Raw genomic sequence first — 13,198 nt, 5'->3', positions numbered from 1 at the left:
GTGACAATAGGCGCCACTTTAGTATCCTTCGGAAATTGGCCGCGGTAGACGGCTCATCAAGACAGTAAACGCCATGAGCGAACGAACGACTTCTGCAAGCTGGGCGATGGGGATTGTCAAAGCACTGGAGATGGACGGCCTGGATTGCCGGGTTCTGTTCAATCAGCTGGGGCTCGACTATGCGTCACTGGATGATCCGGATGCGCGCTTCCCGCAAGATTCCATGACGCGACTCTGGCAGCGCGCGGTCGAGCTGTCCGGCAATCCGGCGATTGGCCTGAACATGGGCAAAGTGGTGCGACCGGCCTCTTTTCATGTGGCGGGTTACGCCTTGATGTCCAGCCAGACGCTGGCCGAAGGCTTTCAGCGACTGGTGCGTTATCAACGGATCATTGCCGAAAGTGCTGACCTGAGTTTCCGGCTGTTGGAGGAGGGCTATGCGCTGATTTTGACGGTGCATGGCGATCACCTGCCGCCGACCCGGCAGAGTGCCGAGGCCTCACTGGCCTGTGCGTTGGCGCTGTGCGGCTGGTTGACCGGGCGCACCCTGCAGCCGCGCAAGGTGCTGGTGCAGGGCGATCAGCCCGCCAATCTTGAACCCTACAAGCAAGCGTTCCATGCGCCGTTGCTGTTCAACGCGCCTTACGATGCGCTGATTTTCGAACGCGCAGACATGGAAGCGCCGCTGCCGACTGCCAACGAGGCGATGGCGCTGCTGCATGACCGCTTCGCTGGCGAATACCTGGCCCGGTTTTCCGAGTCCCGCGTGACCCACAAGGCGCGCCAGGTGCTGTGCCGTTTGCTGCCCCAGGGCGAGCCCAAGCGCGATACCGTGGCACAGACGCTGCATCTGTCGCAACGCACCTTGCAGCGTCGTTTGCAGGAAGAAGGCACGAGTTTTCAGACGTTGCTGGACGACACCCGACGGGAATTGGCTGAGCAATACCTGGCGCAACCGAACATGACGCTGCTGGAAATCGCCTACCTGTTGGGGTTCGCCGATCCGAGCAACTTTTTCCGCGCCTTCCGCCGCTGGTTCGACGCCACTCCCGGCGAATACCGGGCGCGGCTGTTGGCGGCGCCTGCGCTGGTCAGTGACGCCAGAACGCCGGAATACACAGCACAAACACCGTGATGATCTCCAGTCGGCCCAGCAACATGCCGAACGACAGAATCCACTTGGCGGCATCCGGCAGGGTGGCGAAGTTACCGGCCGGGCCAATGGTCTCGCCCAGTCCCGGACCGACGCCGGACACGGTACTGGCCGCGCCCGTGAGGGCGGTCATCCAGTCCACGCCGAGCAGCGACAGCAGCAGCGCGATCACGCAGATGGTGATGGCGAAGAAGAACGAAAACGTCAGGATCGAACGCACAATCTCTTCATCGAGACGGTGACCGTTGTACTTCTGCTTGATCACCGCGCGCGGGTGAATCAACTGGTTAAGGTTGGCCTTGAGCAGAATGTAAGCGACCTGGAAGCGGAATATCTTGATCCCGCCGGCGGTCGAACCCGAGCAGCCCCCCACAAAGCCCAGATAGAAGAACAACATCAGCGAGAAATTGCCCCACAGGCTGTAGTCCCCCAGTGCGAAACCTGTGGTCGTGACTACCGAAGTCACGTTCAGCGCCACGTGGCGCAATGCGTCCAACCAGTGCAGCTTGGTCGTCCACCAGTACCAGGTGCCCAGCACCAGCCACGTCACCAGCAACATGCCGAGCAAACCCTGGACCTGCTGGTCCTTGATCAATGCTCGACGGTTGCCGCGCAAGGTCGCTACGTACAAGGTGAATGGCAGGCTGCCGAGAATCATGATGACAATCGCCACCCAGTGCACCGCCGGTTGTGTCCACTTGGCCAGGGACTGGTCGGAGGTGGAAAAACCGCCGGTGGAAATCGCTGACATTGCGTGATTGATCGCATCGAACGGGCTCATGCCCGCCCACCACAGTGCGAGGCTGCCGAAAATGGTAATGCCAACATAGGCCGCCACGATCAAGCGCGCCACCATGTGCGAACGGGGCATGACCTTTTCGGAACGGTCCGACGACTCGGTCTGAAACAGCCGCATGCCACCGATGCGCAGCAGTGGCAGAATCGCGACCGCCATGCCGATAAAGCCGATGCCTCCGATCCAGTGCAGCAAGGAGCGCCAAATCAGGATGCCGGGAGACATGGTGTCCAGGCCGCTGAGCACGGTGGAACCGGTGGCCGTGATGCCGGACATGCTTTCGAAGAACGAGTCGGTGTAGCTGATGCGCTGGGTCAAGAGGAACGGCAGCGCGGCGAAAATGCACACCACCAGCCAGCTGCTGACGGTCAGCAGGTACATGTCTCGCGGGCGCAGGTGAATGTGTTCGGGGCGTCCGGGGATGACCAGGGCCAAACCGGCGACAAACGTGATCATGCTGGCCCAGAGAAACGACGGCAGGTCGCCGGTGCGATCGAAGATCACCAGTGTGGCCATGGGCACGACCATGGCGATGGCCAGGGTTATCAGGAAGATGCCGATGATGAAACCAATGATCCGTATGGTCGGCAACGCCATGAGTTCCGCTCGGGCTGTAGTGAGGAAGGGAGCCATTCTACCTGCGGGGCGGGGCATGTAAACCGGCATGCCGGTGCTGGATACCGCTAGAATAGCCGGACAATTTTTTCAGGAGGTAGCCGATGCAGGCTCTCGACGCTTTGCTCAACCGTGTTTCCGTTCCGCGACTGCTGGAGCCAGCACCCACCGCCGAACAACGCGAGGTGCTGTTCGCCGCCGCGATGCGTGCGCCGGACCATGGCCACTTGCAGCCGTGGCGCTTTTTGACAGTCGAAGGCGCGGCGCGTGAGCAAATGGGCGAGTTGCTGGCCGAGGCTGCGAAACTGCAAGACAACGAGGTGACCGAAGCGGCACTGGACAAGGCTCGCAACGGTCCATTGCGCGCGCCGCTGGTCGTGGTGGTGATCGCGCGTTTGCAGGATCACGCCAAATACCCGAAGTCCGAGCAATTGCTGGCGGCTGGCTGTGCGGCCCACGGGATTTTGTTGGCGGCGTACGCGCAAGGCATTGGCGCGGTATGGCGTACGGGTGAGCTGGCGTATTCGGCACATGTCGCCAAAGGGTTGGGGTTGGCGGAAGGGGAGGAGGTGATCGCGTTCCTTTACCTGGGCACGCCGCAGAAAGAGCCGCGCGTGGCGGAGAAGGTTGATCTGGCCGAGTTTGTCAGCGCCTGGTCCGGTAACGTCTGACGCCGCCGATCAAATGTGGGAGCGGGCTTGCTCGCGAAGGCGGTGTGTCAGACAACGATGATGCCGTCTGGCACTCCGCCTTCGCGAGCAAGCCCGCTCCCACGGGGGATTAAGGTTGCACCACGGCTCCGGGCACCAAGGGCAATTCCAGGCTCGCAACAAACCCGCCTTGCGGATGATTGGCCAATACCAGCGTCCCGCCATGCCGCTCCGCCGCACGACGTGCAATCGCCAATCCCAGGCCATGCCCGGCCGCTGTCTGCCCTGGTGCGCGATAAAACGGTTCGCCCAGCTGATTCAAGTGCGCGGCGTCTACCCCCGGCCCATGATCACGCACACTGACCACAATCCGCTCACTCTGACGTACCGCCTGCAACTCAATCGATTGCCCCACCGGGTTGAACCTCTGAGCATTGCGCAGAAGGTTGTCCACGGCGCGCTCGATCATTGTCGGCCAGCCTTTAAGGTTCAGGTGCGATTCTGCATCAAGGTGAACGTTTTGCTCTGGCGAACCTAGCTGAGCATCCTTTTGCAGCGTGTTGAGCAACGCATTCAGATCAACGTCTTCGGCGCTGGCATTGTCGGCGTCGACCCGCGCCAGTACCAGGATTTCGCTGATCAATGCTTCGAGCCGGTCACATTCGCGAGTGAGGCGCGGCCAGAGTTTTGCCCGTTCCTCAGGATTGGCCCGTTCGGCCAATGCCAGCGCGATGCGCAGGCGAGCGAGAGGGGAGCGCAATTCGTGGGACACATCCCGCAGCAATTGCCGCTGACTGCCAATCAGGCTTTGCAGGCGCGCACCCATACGGTTGAAATCGTTGGCCAGCACGCCGAACTCATCGCGGCGGTTCGCCAGTTTTACCAGACTGTTCTGCTGATAGGTGGTTTGCCCCAGATCGTGCACCGCACCGCGCAAACGGCTGAGGGGACGCGTGATGGAAAGGGTCACGAGCAAGCTGAACAGGGTCAGTACCACCAATGCGATACCCAGCGCACTCAATGGCCAGAGCAAGCTTTCGCGATGCCATGCGTCCAGTTCCGGGTGCGGAATGCGATAAATCAGCAGGTAGGTTTCGCCGGTTTTTTCGCTGGTGTACTCGGCGGTCAGACGACGCCATGGCAGGCGACGGTCGTCGTTGTTCTGGCGCGCTTCGAAGGCGGCCGCACGGCGCGGAAAGGTGCCGCGCACCACCGGGTCGCCGCTCTCGTTGAGGACTTGAACGTCGATGTGATACTGGCGTTTGCGCTGCTCGAGAATGTCCTGGGCGGCTTCCTCGCCTTGGGCTTCATAGGTTTGCGTCCACTCTTGGGCCAGGGTGTTGAGTCCAGGGTGGCGACTGAGAATCCACGCGTCCTGGTTGAGCATGTGCCCGAGCAGAATAGAGAGCCCTGCTACCAGGGCGATGGCCAGCCAGAAGCTGGCCAGAATACGCCAGAACAATGAGCGCACAGAAAATCCTCAAACAAACACAAAATCCAATGTAGGAGCGAGCTTGCTCCGGGCGGCGTTCCGACGAAAAACGAATGGACGAAACGTGCTGCCTGATGCCGCGCGTTATCGTTGACGTCTATCGCGAGCAAGCTCGCTCCTACATTAGGCTGTGTGGTATCAGACCCAACGGGTTTAGCCGTTGGGTCCAGGGTCAGCGCATTATTGCGCTTTTTGCGCTTGTTGCGCCTTCCAGGCCTTGAACTCGGCCCACTCGGCACGACGCTCTGCGTGTTTTTTCTGGATCTCGTCGAATTTCTTCTGTTGATCCGGTTTCAGCACGGCGCGGACATCGGCTTCGGCTTTCTGATGCTTGGCGGTCATTTCGTCTTTCATGGCTTTCTGGTCAGCCGGGGAGAGTTTCTCCAGGTATTTTTCGACCAGTTGTTTGCGATCATGCATCTGCTCGCCCATGATTTTGCGGATCTGCTCACGCTGTTCGCGGCTCAGGTCCAGCTGGCTGTACGGGCCTTTGCCGTGCATGCCGTGCATCTGACCGCCGTGGTGCCAACCGTCCATCGAGCCACCCATCGGGCCGGCACCCTCAGGCATGGCCATGGCAACGGTCGGCAGGGCGGCAGCGAACATCAGAGCGATAAGAGTCTTGCGCATGGTGAATCTCCTTGTCTCGTTCCCGGTACGTTCCGGATGAGTACAGATTACGGAGATCAAGGTCAGCGGCGGTCAGCGGAGCGTAAAGCTTGGGTAAAGACGATTTGGTAACGACCTGACAATTCCGCTGATTTACACGGTCCCTCGCCAACCTGACTATTGCGCCAATCTATACGGGGCCCTCGCCGACTTGGCCATTGCGCCAATCGATACGGTCCCTGTAGGAGCTGCCGCAGGCTGCGATCTTTTGATCTTGATTTTCGGCGGTGCTGGAATCGCTGAAGATCAAAAGATCGCAGTCTGCGGCAGCTCCTACAGGGATTTACCGTGTTCGGCGGATCATGTATGGATCGTGCGGCTTCAGAGGCTGTAGTAGTAACCACGGCTACGCAGGGCAACAATGCGTGGGCGGCCGTCGGGGTGCGGGCCGATTTTTTTGCGCAGGTTGCTGACGTGCATGTCCAGACTGCGGTCGTACAGGGTCAGCTTGCGGCCGAGGGCGATCTGCGCCAGTTCCTGTTTGTCCAGCGGCTCGCCGGGTTGCTTGAGCAAGGCTTCAAGCAGTCGGCTTTCGGAGACGGTGAGGGTGAATTCCTGTTCATCGATACTGACCACGCCGCGCACCGGGCTGAAGCACAGGTCGCCCAGTTCCATCTGGCTGGACACCGCCGCCGGATGGCTACGGCGCAATACCGCGCGCAGGCGGGCTGTCAGTTCCCGTGGGTCGCAGGGTTTGGCCAGGTAGTCGTCGGCGCCGAGCTCCAGGCCGAGGATGCGATCCAGCGGTTCGCCGCGGGCCGACAGCATCAGCACTGGCAAGTCCGGGTGATCGCTGCGCAGTTGCTTGAGCAGCTCCAGGCCGCTGCCGTCTGGCAGCATCACATCCAGCACCACGGCCGCCGGCGAAGTTTGCGCCAGTGCGCGACGGGCGCTCTGGCCGTCATGGCAGGCGTGAACCTGGAAACCTTCCTGGCTCAACCAACTGCTCAGGAGCTCACACAGCTCCTGGTCATCATCAATTAATAACAGCTCGCTCATCACTCACTCAATTTAGCCATTGCCGACGTTTTCTACTTGCACCACTGGCGAAGATACCGCAGAGCAAGGCCAATAGCGCTACTCCGGCGCCGATGACGAACCACTGCTGCTGATCCGTCAACAGACGTGGCAGCGGACTGCTGGCCTGGGTTTCCTTGAGTTGCAGCTTGAGGCGCTGATTCTCCTGGCGCAACCGGCTCAACTGAGCACTCTCGCGTTCACCGTCGGTATTTTGCAGTTGTTTGCTCAGTTCTTCTCGTTGCTGTTCGCTAACCTTCAAGCGCTGCTGCAACTCGGTGATCTGGCTGCCGGCGCTCAAGGACAGCGGTGTCGAACCACCGCTATTGGCGCTTTCTTCTCCGTGGGCGGGAGCCATGATCGACAACGTCACCCACATCAGACACAACGGACCCTTGCGCATCGCGACTCCTGATTCCAATCGAATTATTGGGCAGGTTGTCGGCCGGCAAACGAGAATAATGAGCGATTGAGAGCGCGATGAACCAACAAGGTTCATCGCGAGACAGGATACTAGGGCAGGACTTGCTTGAACGGCTTGACCGAAACGTTGGCGTAGACGCCTGCGGCGATGTACGGATCGGCGTCGGCCCAGGCCTGGGCGGCGCTCAGGGAATCGAATTCGGCGACGATCAGGCTGCCGGTGAAACCCGCAGCGCCCGGATCGTTGCTGTCGACCGCCGGGTGTGGGCCGGCCAATACGATGCGACCTTCGCCTTTGAGCACTTGCAGACGCTCAAGGTGTGCAGGCCGGGCGGCCAGGCGGGCTTCCAGGGAGTTGGCGACGTCTGTGGCAATGATTGCGTAAAGCATGTCAGTCCTCGGTTTTTGGCGTGGTGGTATCGGCGTCGTGCAGGTGGCGGGACAGGTAGATGCCCTGGCCGACCAGGAACAGCAATGTCATGCCCAGGCTGCCGAAGACTTTGAAGTCGACCCAATAGCTCTGGAACGTGAACGCGACGAACAGGTTGGCGGCACCGCAAAACAGGAAAAACGCAATCCAGGCGATGTTCAGGCGGCTCCAGACCATGTCTGGCAGGGTCAGTGCGTGGCCCATGATGCGCTTGATCAGCAATTGATCACCGACGAAGTGGCTGCCGATGAAGGCCAGGGCGAACAGCCAGTTGACCACGGGGGCTTTCCACTTGAGGAAAGTCTCACTGTGGAACGCCAGCGTCAGGCTACCAAAGACCAGGCAGGCAACGAGGGTCAGCCACTGGCTCTTCTCCAGCTTGCGCTGCTTGATGAAGAGTGTGCCGTACACCACGAGGGAGCTGATGATCAGCATCGCCGTGGCGCTGTAAATACCGCCTACAGTCAACTCATGACCGGCGATGTCGACGACCCGTGGATCGAGCTTGTAGACAATGAAAAACAGCAGAAGCGGGATGAAATCGATGAATTGTTTCACAGTGGCAGCCAGAAGCAGGATGTGGCGGCATAATAACAAACATATGGGCGCGCGATAGCGCCAGCTGATTTGAGGTAACACTTCCCCGTGAATGTTGATTTGCACTGCCATAGCACGGCCTCCGATGGCGCTCTCGCGCCAGCAGTTTTGGTTGCGCGTGCGTTCGAGAAAGGCGTGCAAGTCCTGGCCTTGACCGATCACGACACCCTCGAAGGCCTCGATGAGGCCCGTCTCGCTGCGACGGCGCTGGGGATGCAACTGGTCAACGGCGTCGAGTTGTCCTGTACCTGGGGGGGCGCGACCATTCATGTGCTGGGCTACGGATTTGATGTCAATGCCGCACCGTTGGTCGAGGCAATCGCAAAATTGCACGATGGCCGCTGGCTACGGTCCGAAGAAATAAGCCGCAAGTTGGCGTTGAAAGGCATGCCGGGGGCGCTCGACGGCGCACGCAAAATCCAGCAGGAACTGGGCGACAGCGGCAACGCGCCGGCCCGTCCGCATTTCGCCGACTGGATGGTGCGCGAAGGTTTCGTCAAGGATCGCGCCGAAGCGTTCCGCAAATGGCTGGGGGCCGGCAAGTTGGGTGACGTCAAGCAACATTGGCCAACCCTGGAAGACACGGTTGAAACCCTGCGGGCCGCGAAGGCCTGGGTCAGCCTGGCGCATCCGTGGCATTACGATTTCACTCGCAGCAAGCGCCGTCGCCTGATTTCTGACTATATTCAAGCGGGAGGCCACGCCATCGAAGTGGTCAATGGCCATCAGCCTGCCGAACAGGTGGGCAGCCTGGCGATTCTTGCTCGCGAATTCGGTCTGCTGGTCAGCGCCGGCAGTGATTTTCATGGACCTGGAGGCTGGTCCGAGATCGGTGAATACCGCCCGCTCCCGGAGGATCTGCCACCACTGTGGTGTCGATTCAAACATGACCCAATTATTGCCGCCGTCTGAACAGGTAGAGAATGTGAGTCAATTTTTCCAGATTCATCCGGAAAACCCGCAAGCGCGCCTGATCAAACAGGCTGTCGAGATCATCCGCAACGGCGGGGTGGTGATTTATCCCACAGACTCGTCCTACGCCATTGGTTGCCAGATCGGCGACAAGAATGCCGTGGAGCGCGTGCGCCGGTTGAGACAGCTGGACGAAAAGCACAACTTCGCGCTGATTTGCAGCGACCTGTCGCAATTGGGGCTGTTCGCCAAGATCGACACTGGCACTTTCCGCCTGCTCAAGGCGCACCTGCCGGGGCCTTACACCTTCATCCTCAACGCCACCCGTGAAGTCCCGCGGCTGTTGTTACACCCGAAAAAACGTACCATCGGCCTGCGCGTGCCAAGCCATCCGATCGCGTTGGCGCTGCTGGAAGAACTCGGCGAACCGTTGATGAGCGTGACCCTGATCATGCCCGGCGACACTGACCCGTTGACCGACCCTTTTGAAATGCGCCAGTTGCTCGAGCATCAGGTCGAACTGATCATCGACGGCGGTTTCGGCGGGATCAAGGCGTCCACCGTGATCAACCTCGCCGACGGCGAGCCGGAAGTCATCCGCGTCGGTTGCGGTGACCCGACGCCGTTCATGGCTGAGGCGTAGATGTCCGCAGTAGAACCCGTCGACAGTCAGGCCGGAGCCCAGCAAGAGCTGCCCTTCGCCATGGTCTATGGCCAGGCGGTCATGGAAATGCCGCTGGACCTGTACATCCCGCCGGATGCCCTTGAAGTCTTTCTCGAAGCCTTCGAAGGCCCCCTCGACCTGCTGCTGTACCTGATCCGCAAACAGAACATCAACATCCTCGACATTCCTGTGGCGGAAATTACCCGTCAGTACATGGGTTATGTCGAGTTGATGCAGTCGGTGCGCCTGGAGTTGGCCGCCGAATACCTGGTAATGGCCGCAATGCTGGCCGAGATCAAATCGCGGATGCTGCTGCCGCGAGCCGAAACCATCGAAGCCGAAGAAGACGACCCGCGCGCCGAGTTGATCCGCCGCTTGCAGGAATACGAACGCTTCAAGGCCGCTGCCGAAGGCATCGATGGCCTGAGCCGGGTGGGCCGTGACGTGGTGGTGCCGAAGCTGGATGCCCCGGAAGCTCGGGCGCGTAAGCTGTTGCCGGACGTGAGCCTGGAAGAATTATTGATGTCCATGGCCGAGGTCCTGCGCCGTGGCGACATGTTTGAAAGTCACCAGGTCAGCCGCGAGGCGCTGTCCACGCGTGAACGCATGAGCGATGTGCTGGAACGGCTCAAGGGCGGCGGCTTTGTGCCCTTCGTCGAACTGTTCACCGCTGAAGAAGGACGTCTGGGGGTTGTGGTGACCTTTATGGCAGTCCTCGAACTGGTCAAGGAATCTTTGGTCGAGCTGGTGCAGAATGAGCCGTTCGCGGCGATCCACGTGCGAGCCCGAGCCGAATAACGAGTTGAATCATGAACCTGACTGAACCCCGCGAGCTGGCGCCCCTGCTTGAAGCCTTTCTGTTGGCCTCGGGAAAACCGCAATCCCTGGAACGCCTGTTCGAACTCTTCGAAGAGGGCGAACGGCCAGAACCGCCGGTCTTCAAGAAAGCGCTGACGATTCTCGCCAAGTCCTGCGATGGCCGTGCCTTTGAACTGAAGGAAGTCGCTTCCGGCTATCGCCTGCAAATCCGCGAAAAGTTCTCTCCGTGGGTAGGACGCTTGTGGGAAGAGCGTCCGCAGCGTTACTCGCGCGCCATGCTCGAAACCATGGCCCTGATCGCTTATCGCCAGCCGATCACACGTGGCGAGATCGAAGATGTGCGCGGTGTGGCGGTTAACAGTCACATTGTCAAAACCTTGCTGGAGCGTGAGTGGATTCGCATCGTTGGTTATCGCGACGTCCCCGGTAAGCCGGCGATGTTTGCGACCACCAAGGCCTTTCTCGATCACTTCAACCTGAAAAATCTCGATGACCTGCCTCCGCTGGCCGATTTGCGTGAGTTGGAGCCCGATCCGGTGCTCGACTTCGACGACGCGCCGGTGCCGGCCGGTCTGCAGGAACTGGCCGATGCCAGCGCCGAGCCCGAGGAGCCCAAGGAGGAAACCAGTTTCCATACGCTGTTGCTGGAACTGGACACCATGGAAGAGGGGCTCAAGACCGATTTCGACGATATCCTGCGCGATGGCGAGTTGACCCAGACCGAAGAGGATTTGGTACAGCCGGAGCCGGAGCCGGAAATCGAAGTTGAACAGCAGGTCGAACCCAAAGCCGACATCGAACAGGAGCTGGAAGAAGACGTGCTGGGTGTCGCCGAAGCACGGGAAAAGCTCCTGGCCGCTGTTGCCGCCCTTGAACAACACAAGCCCGAGCCCGAGTTGACCGACGAAGAAGCCGAAGCCCGGGCCTTGGCCGAAGCAATCGAGGCCGAACGCCGCGAATTCGACGATTGACCCAAATCCAGTGGGCACTGAAAAATCACTGTAGGAGCGAGCTTGCTCCGGGCGGCGTTCCGACGATGGTATGTCAGGCAACGTTGTAGTCGACTGAAATACCATCGTCGGAACGCCGCCCGGAGCAAGCTCGCTCCTACAGTGGGTCAAACTCGGCGCCACCGGTCGGCGGAAATCCCGGTAAGTCTCCATTCATCAGCTAGTCTCTGATGCGCGAACGCTCCCATGAGCGTATGATTCGCGACCCTCCGGCGATCCCTTCGCCCGAGGTCCAGCTTTCAACTCTTCAGGACCCTCACTTCAGAGCTGCCTGAACAGACCACACCGGGAGGTGCCCAGATGAGTATCAACGACCAGAAAGACGACCAGGAAATCGGCCCAGCAGGCGAAAAACTGCAGAAAGTCCTCGCCCGTATCGGCGTCGGCTCGCGCCGTGACGTAGAAGCCTGGATCAGCCACGGCCGCATCAAGGTCAATGGCAAAGACGCCACCCTCGGGCAGCGCGTCGATATGCACGACGCCATCACCATTGATGGCAAGGTGATCAAGCGCGAAGAAGCCGCCGAGTCGGTACGCCGCGTGATCATGTACAACAAACCCGATGGTGAAATCTGCACCCGTCTTGATCCGGAAGGCCGTCCGACCGTTTTCGACAAGATGCCGCGCCCGAAAGAAGGTCGCTGGATCAACATCGGTCGTCTCGACATCAACACCACCGGTTTGCTGATGTTCACCACTGACGGTGAGTTGGCTAACCGCCTGATGCACCCTTCCTACGAAATGGACCGTGAATACGCGGTACGTGTCCGTGGCGAAGTTGACGACGAGATGATCGAGCGTCTGAAAGCAGGCGTCGTCCTCGAAGACGGCCCGGCCAAGTTCACCGACATCAAGCAAGCACCCGGTGGCGAAGGTTTCAACCACTGGTACCACTGCGTGGTGATGGAAGGTCGCAACCGCGAAGTTCGTCGTCTGTGGGAATCCCAGGGCCTGGTGGTCAGCCGTCTGAAACGTGTGCGTTTCGGTCCGGTATTCCTCAACTCCGACCTGCCGATGGGCCGCTGGCGCGAAATGAGCCAGTACGAAGTCGACATTCTAAGTGCTGAAGTGGGCCTGACGCCTGTGGCCATGCCGCAGATGAACGCCAAGAGCAAAGACAAGCTTGATCGCATGCAGCGTAAATCGTCGCGTCCAATGGGCAAGACCGAGCGCGTGCGTTCGTTGCGTCCAGCCATCGGTAACCAGACCGCTGCTACACCGCGTGACTCCCGTGAACCGCAAATCGAAGGCGAGCGTCCAGCCCGCAAACCAGCAGCGCCACGCGCTGATGGCGAGCGCGGTCCACGCACGCCACGTCCGGCCAACGGTCGCACCGAGCGTGGCGAAGGCCGTGGTGCTCCGTCTGGTGGTCGTAGCGATCGCGGTGCTCCAGCCGGTCGCGGTGAGTCTCGCGGTGACTCGAGTCGCGGTACGCCAGTGGCAGACCGTCCGGCCGACACCAAGCGCCCGGCCAAGGCGCCGGCGAAGAAACGCCCAGGCATCGTTCTGGTCAACAAGGATGCGCCATCGGGCAAACGCCGTGGTGCGCCAGCCGGTTCGGGCCAGCGTCCGGGCTTTGGTCGTCGCAAGCCTGAGTAATCGGTAAGCGGTACCTAAAAAACGCCAACCTTTGTGTTGGCGTTTTTTTTTGTTCTGGCTTCAGTTCTGTGTTGTTTTTGAGGGCCCCTTCGCGAGCAAGCCCGCTCCCACACTTGATCGCATTTACCCAAAGAACTCGGTCACCTGTGGGAGCGGGCTTGCTCGCGAAGGCGTCAGGCGCGGCGCTGCGCTATCCAGGTTGGAATGCCGACGTTACGGCATGTAACGAAAGTTTGACGAAGTCCGCTGATTGGCCAAGTGAAACCGTCATCCCCTCAAACACTGTAAGAAAATACTTACGGCCATTACCTTTCCGGACTCCCTCCAGCGCTCTGGTCCGCTTGTTTCATCG

14 protein-coding genes are annotated in these 13,198 nt (G+C 60.1%); 7 read left to right on the top strand and 7 right to left on the bottom strand.

The annotated features are described in order from the left end of the window. Positions 1-73: 73 nt before the first annotated feature. Entirely contained in the window at positions 74-1,135 is a 1,062-nt protein-coding gene (locus JFU37_RS22660; RefSeq protein ID WP_201119015.1) for an AraC family transcriptional regulator, read from the top strand. Here JFU37_RS22660 and JFU37_RS22655 read toward each other — a convergent pair. Continuing rightward, positions 1,092-2,546 (bottom strand): TrkH family potassium uptake protein, encoded by a 1,455-nt coding sequence (locus tag JFU37_RS22655; protein ID WP_201119013.1) that lies wholly within the window; start codon positions 2,544-2,546, stop codon positions 1,092-1,094. The genes JFU37_RS22660 and JFU37_RS22655 overlap by 44 nt on opposite strands. Before the next feature lie 122 nt (positions 2,547-2,668). On the opposite strand from JFU37_RS22655, the gene JFU37_RS22650 reads away from it, so the two are divergent. Next, positions 2,669-3,235, top strand: coding sequence for an NAD(P)H nitroreductase (locus JFU37_RS22650; RefSeq protein WP_201119011.1), 567 nt, complete (start codon positions 2,669-2,671; stop codon positions 3,233-3,235). Positions 3,236-3,344: 109 nt separating this feature from the next. Here the strand turns inward: JFU37_RS22650 and JFU37_RS22645 are convergent, their stop codons facing one another. The 6 genes from JFU37_RS22645 to JFU37_RS22620 form a co-directional block, all read right to left on the bottom strand. Further along, positions 3,345-4,685, bottom strand: a complete 1,341-nt coding sequence (locus JFU37_RS22645; protein ID WP_201119009.1) for an ATP-binding protein — start codon at positions 4,683-4,685, stop codon at positions 3,345-3,347. Positions 4,686-4,886: 201 nt separating this feature from the next. Further along, positions 4,887-5,336 (bottom strand): Spy/CpxP family protein refolding chaperone, encoded by a 450-nt coding sequence (locus tag JFU37_RS22640; protein WP_201119007.1) that lies wholly within the window; start codon positions 5,334-5,336, stop codon positions 4,887-4,889. Between the two features lie 360 nt (positions 5,337-5,696). Further along, complete coding sequence (locus JFU37_RS22635) at positions 5,697-6,374, bottom strand: response regulator transcription factor (protein ID WP_201119004.1); 678 nt, start codon at positions 6,372-6,374, stop codon at positions 5,697-5,699. Between the two features lie 7 nt (positions 6,375-6,381). After that, the gene (locus JFU37_RS22630; RefSeq protein WP_201119002.1) at positions 6,382-6,795 is read right to left on the bottom strand and encodes a translation initiation factor 2; all 414 of its coding nucleotides are present in this window, start codon (positions 6,793-6,795) and stop codon (positions 6,382-6,384) included. A gap of 110 nt (positions 6,796-6,905) precedes the next feature. Beyond that, entirely contained in the window at positions 6,906-7,205 is a 300-nt protein-coding gene (locus JFU37_RS22625) for a YciI family protein (RefSeq protein ID WP_008156126.1), read from the bottom strand. 1 nt (position 7,206) lies between these two features. Further along, positions 7,207-7,803 carry a septation protein A gene (locus tag JFU37_RS22620; protein ID WP_201119000.1) on the bottom strand — a complete coding sequence of 199 codons (597 nt, stop codon included), beginning with the start codon at positions 7,801-7,803 and terminating at the stop codon, positions 7,207-7,209. Positions 7,804-7,890: 87 nt separating this feature from the next. Here JFU37_RS22620 and JFU37_RS22615 point away from each other — a divergent pair, with 87 nt between their 5' ends. The 5 genes from JFU37_RS22615 to rluB all read left to right on the top strand — a co-directional run bounded on the left by JFU37_RS22615 (position 7,891) and on the right by rluB (position 12,846). After that, positions 7,891-8,754 (top strand): PHP domain-containing protein, encoded by an 864-nt coding sequence (locus JFU37_RS22615; RefSeq protein WP_201118998.1) that lies wholly within the window; start codon positions 7,891-7,893, stop codon positions 8,752-8,754. Between the two features lie 13 nt (positions 8,755-8,767). Next, complete coding sequence (locus JFU37_RS22610; RefSeq protein ID WP_201118995.1) at positions 8,768-9,397, top strand: L-threonylcarbamoyladenylate synthase; 630 nt, start codon at positions 8,768-8,770, stop codon at positions 9,395-9,397. 60 nt (positions 9,398-9,457) lie between these two features. Then, on the top strand, positions 9,458-10,216 hold the full coding sequence (locus JFU37_RS22605) for a segregation and condensation protein A (protein WP_201119507.1): 759 nt from the start codon (positions 9,458-9,460) through the stop codon (positions 10,214-10,216). An 11-nt stretch (positions 10,217-10,227) separates the two neighbouring features. Next, complete coding sequence (gene scpB / locus JFU37_RS22600) at positions 10,228-11,208, top strand: SMC-Scp complex subunit ScpB (RefSeq protein ID WP_201118985.1); 981 nt, start codon at positions 10,228-10,230, stop codon at positions 11,206-11,208. A gap of 339 nt (positions 11,209-11,547) precedes the next feature. After that, positions 11,548-12,846 carry a 23S rRNA pseudouridine(2605) synthase RluB gene (gene rluB, locus JFU37_RS22595; protein WP_201118983.1) on the top strand — a complete coding sequence of 433 codons (1,299 nt, stop codon included), beginning with the start codon at positions 11,548-11,550 and terminating at the stop codon, positions 12,844-12,846. Positions 12,847-13,198 lie beyond the last annotated feature (352 nt).

The sequence above is a fragment of the Pseudomonas sp. TH41 genome (assembly GCF_016650695.1).
In the GTDB taxonomy this organism is placed as follows: Bacteria; Pseudomonadota; Gammaproteobacteria; order Pseudomonadales; family Pseudomonadaceae; genus Aquipseudomonas.
This window is presented reverse-complemented; position numbering and strand designations above follow the sequence as displayed.

What these genes read in the sequence shown, in the direction of transcription:
- rluB (WP_201118983.1), top strand. Translation starts at nt 11,548, where the DNA reads ATGAGTATCAACGACCAGAAAGACGACCAGGAAATCGGCCCAGCAGGC.
- JFU37_RS22605 (WP_201119507.1), top strand. Translation starts at nt 9,458, where the DNA reads ATGGTCTATGGCCAGGCGGTCATGGAAATGCCGCTGGACCTGTACATC.
- JFU37_RS22630 (WP_201119002.1), bottom strand. Translation starts at nt 6,795, where the DNA reads ATGCGCAAGGGTCCGTTGTGTCTGATGTGGGTGACGTTGTCGATCATG.
- JFU37_RS22655 (WP_201119013.1), bottom strand. Translation starts at nt 2,546, where the DNA reads ATGGCGTTGCCGACCATACGGATCATTGGTTTCATCATCGGCATCTTC.
- JFU37_RS22635 (WP_201119004.1), bottom strand. Translation starts at nt 6,374, where the DNA reads ATGAGCGAGCTGTTATTAATTGATGATGACCAGGAGCTGTGTGAGCTC.
- JFU37_RS22625 (WP_008156126.1), bottom strand. Translation starts at nt 7,205, where the DNA reads ATGCTTTACGCAATCATTGCCACAGACGTCGCCAACTCCCTGGAAGCC.
- JFU37_RS22640 (WP_201119007.1), bottom strand. Translation starts at nt 5,336, where the DNA reads ATGCGCAAGACTCTTATCGCTCTGATGTTCGCTGCCGCCCTGCCGACC.
- JFU37_RS22660 (WP_201119015.1), top strand. Translation starts at nt 74, where the DNA reads ATGAGCGAACGAACGACTTCTGCAAGCTGGGCGATGGGGATTGTCAAA.
- scpB (WP_201118985.1), top strand. Translation starts at nt 10,228, where the DNA reads ATGAACCTGACTGAACCCCGCGAGCTGGCGCCCCTGCTTGAAGCCTTT.
- JFU37_RS22650 (WP_201119011.1), top strand. Translation starts at nt 2,669, where the DNA reads ATGCAGGCTCTCGACGCTTTGCTCAACCGTGTTTCCGTTCCGCGACTG.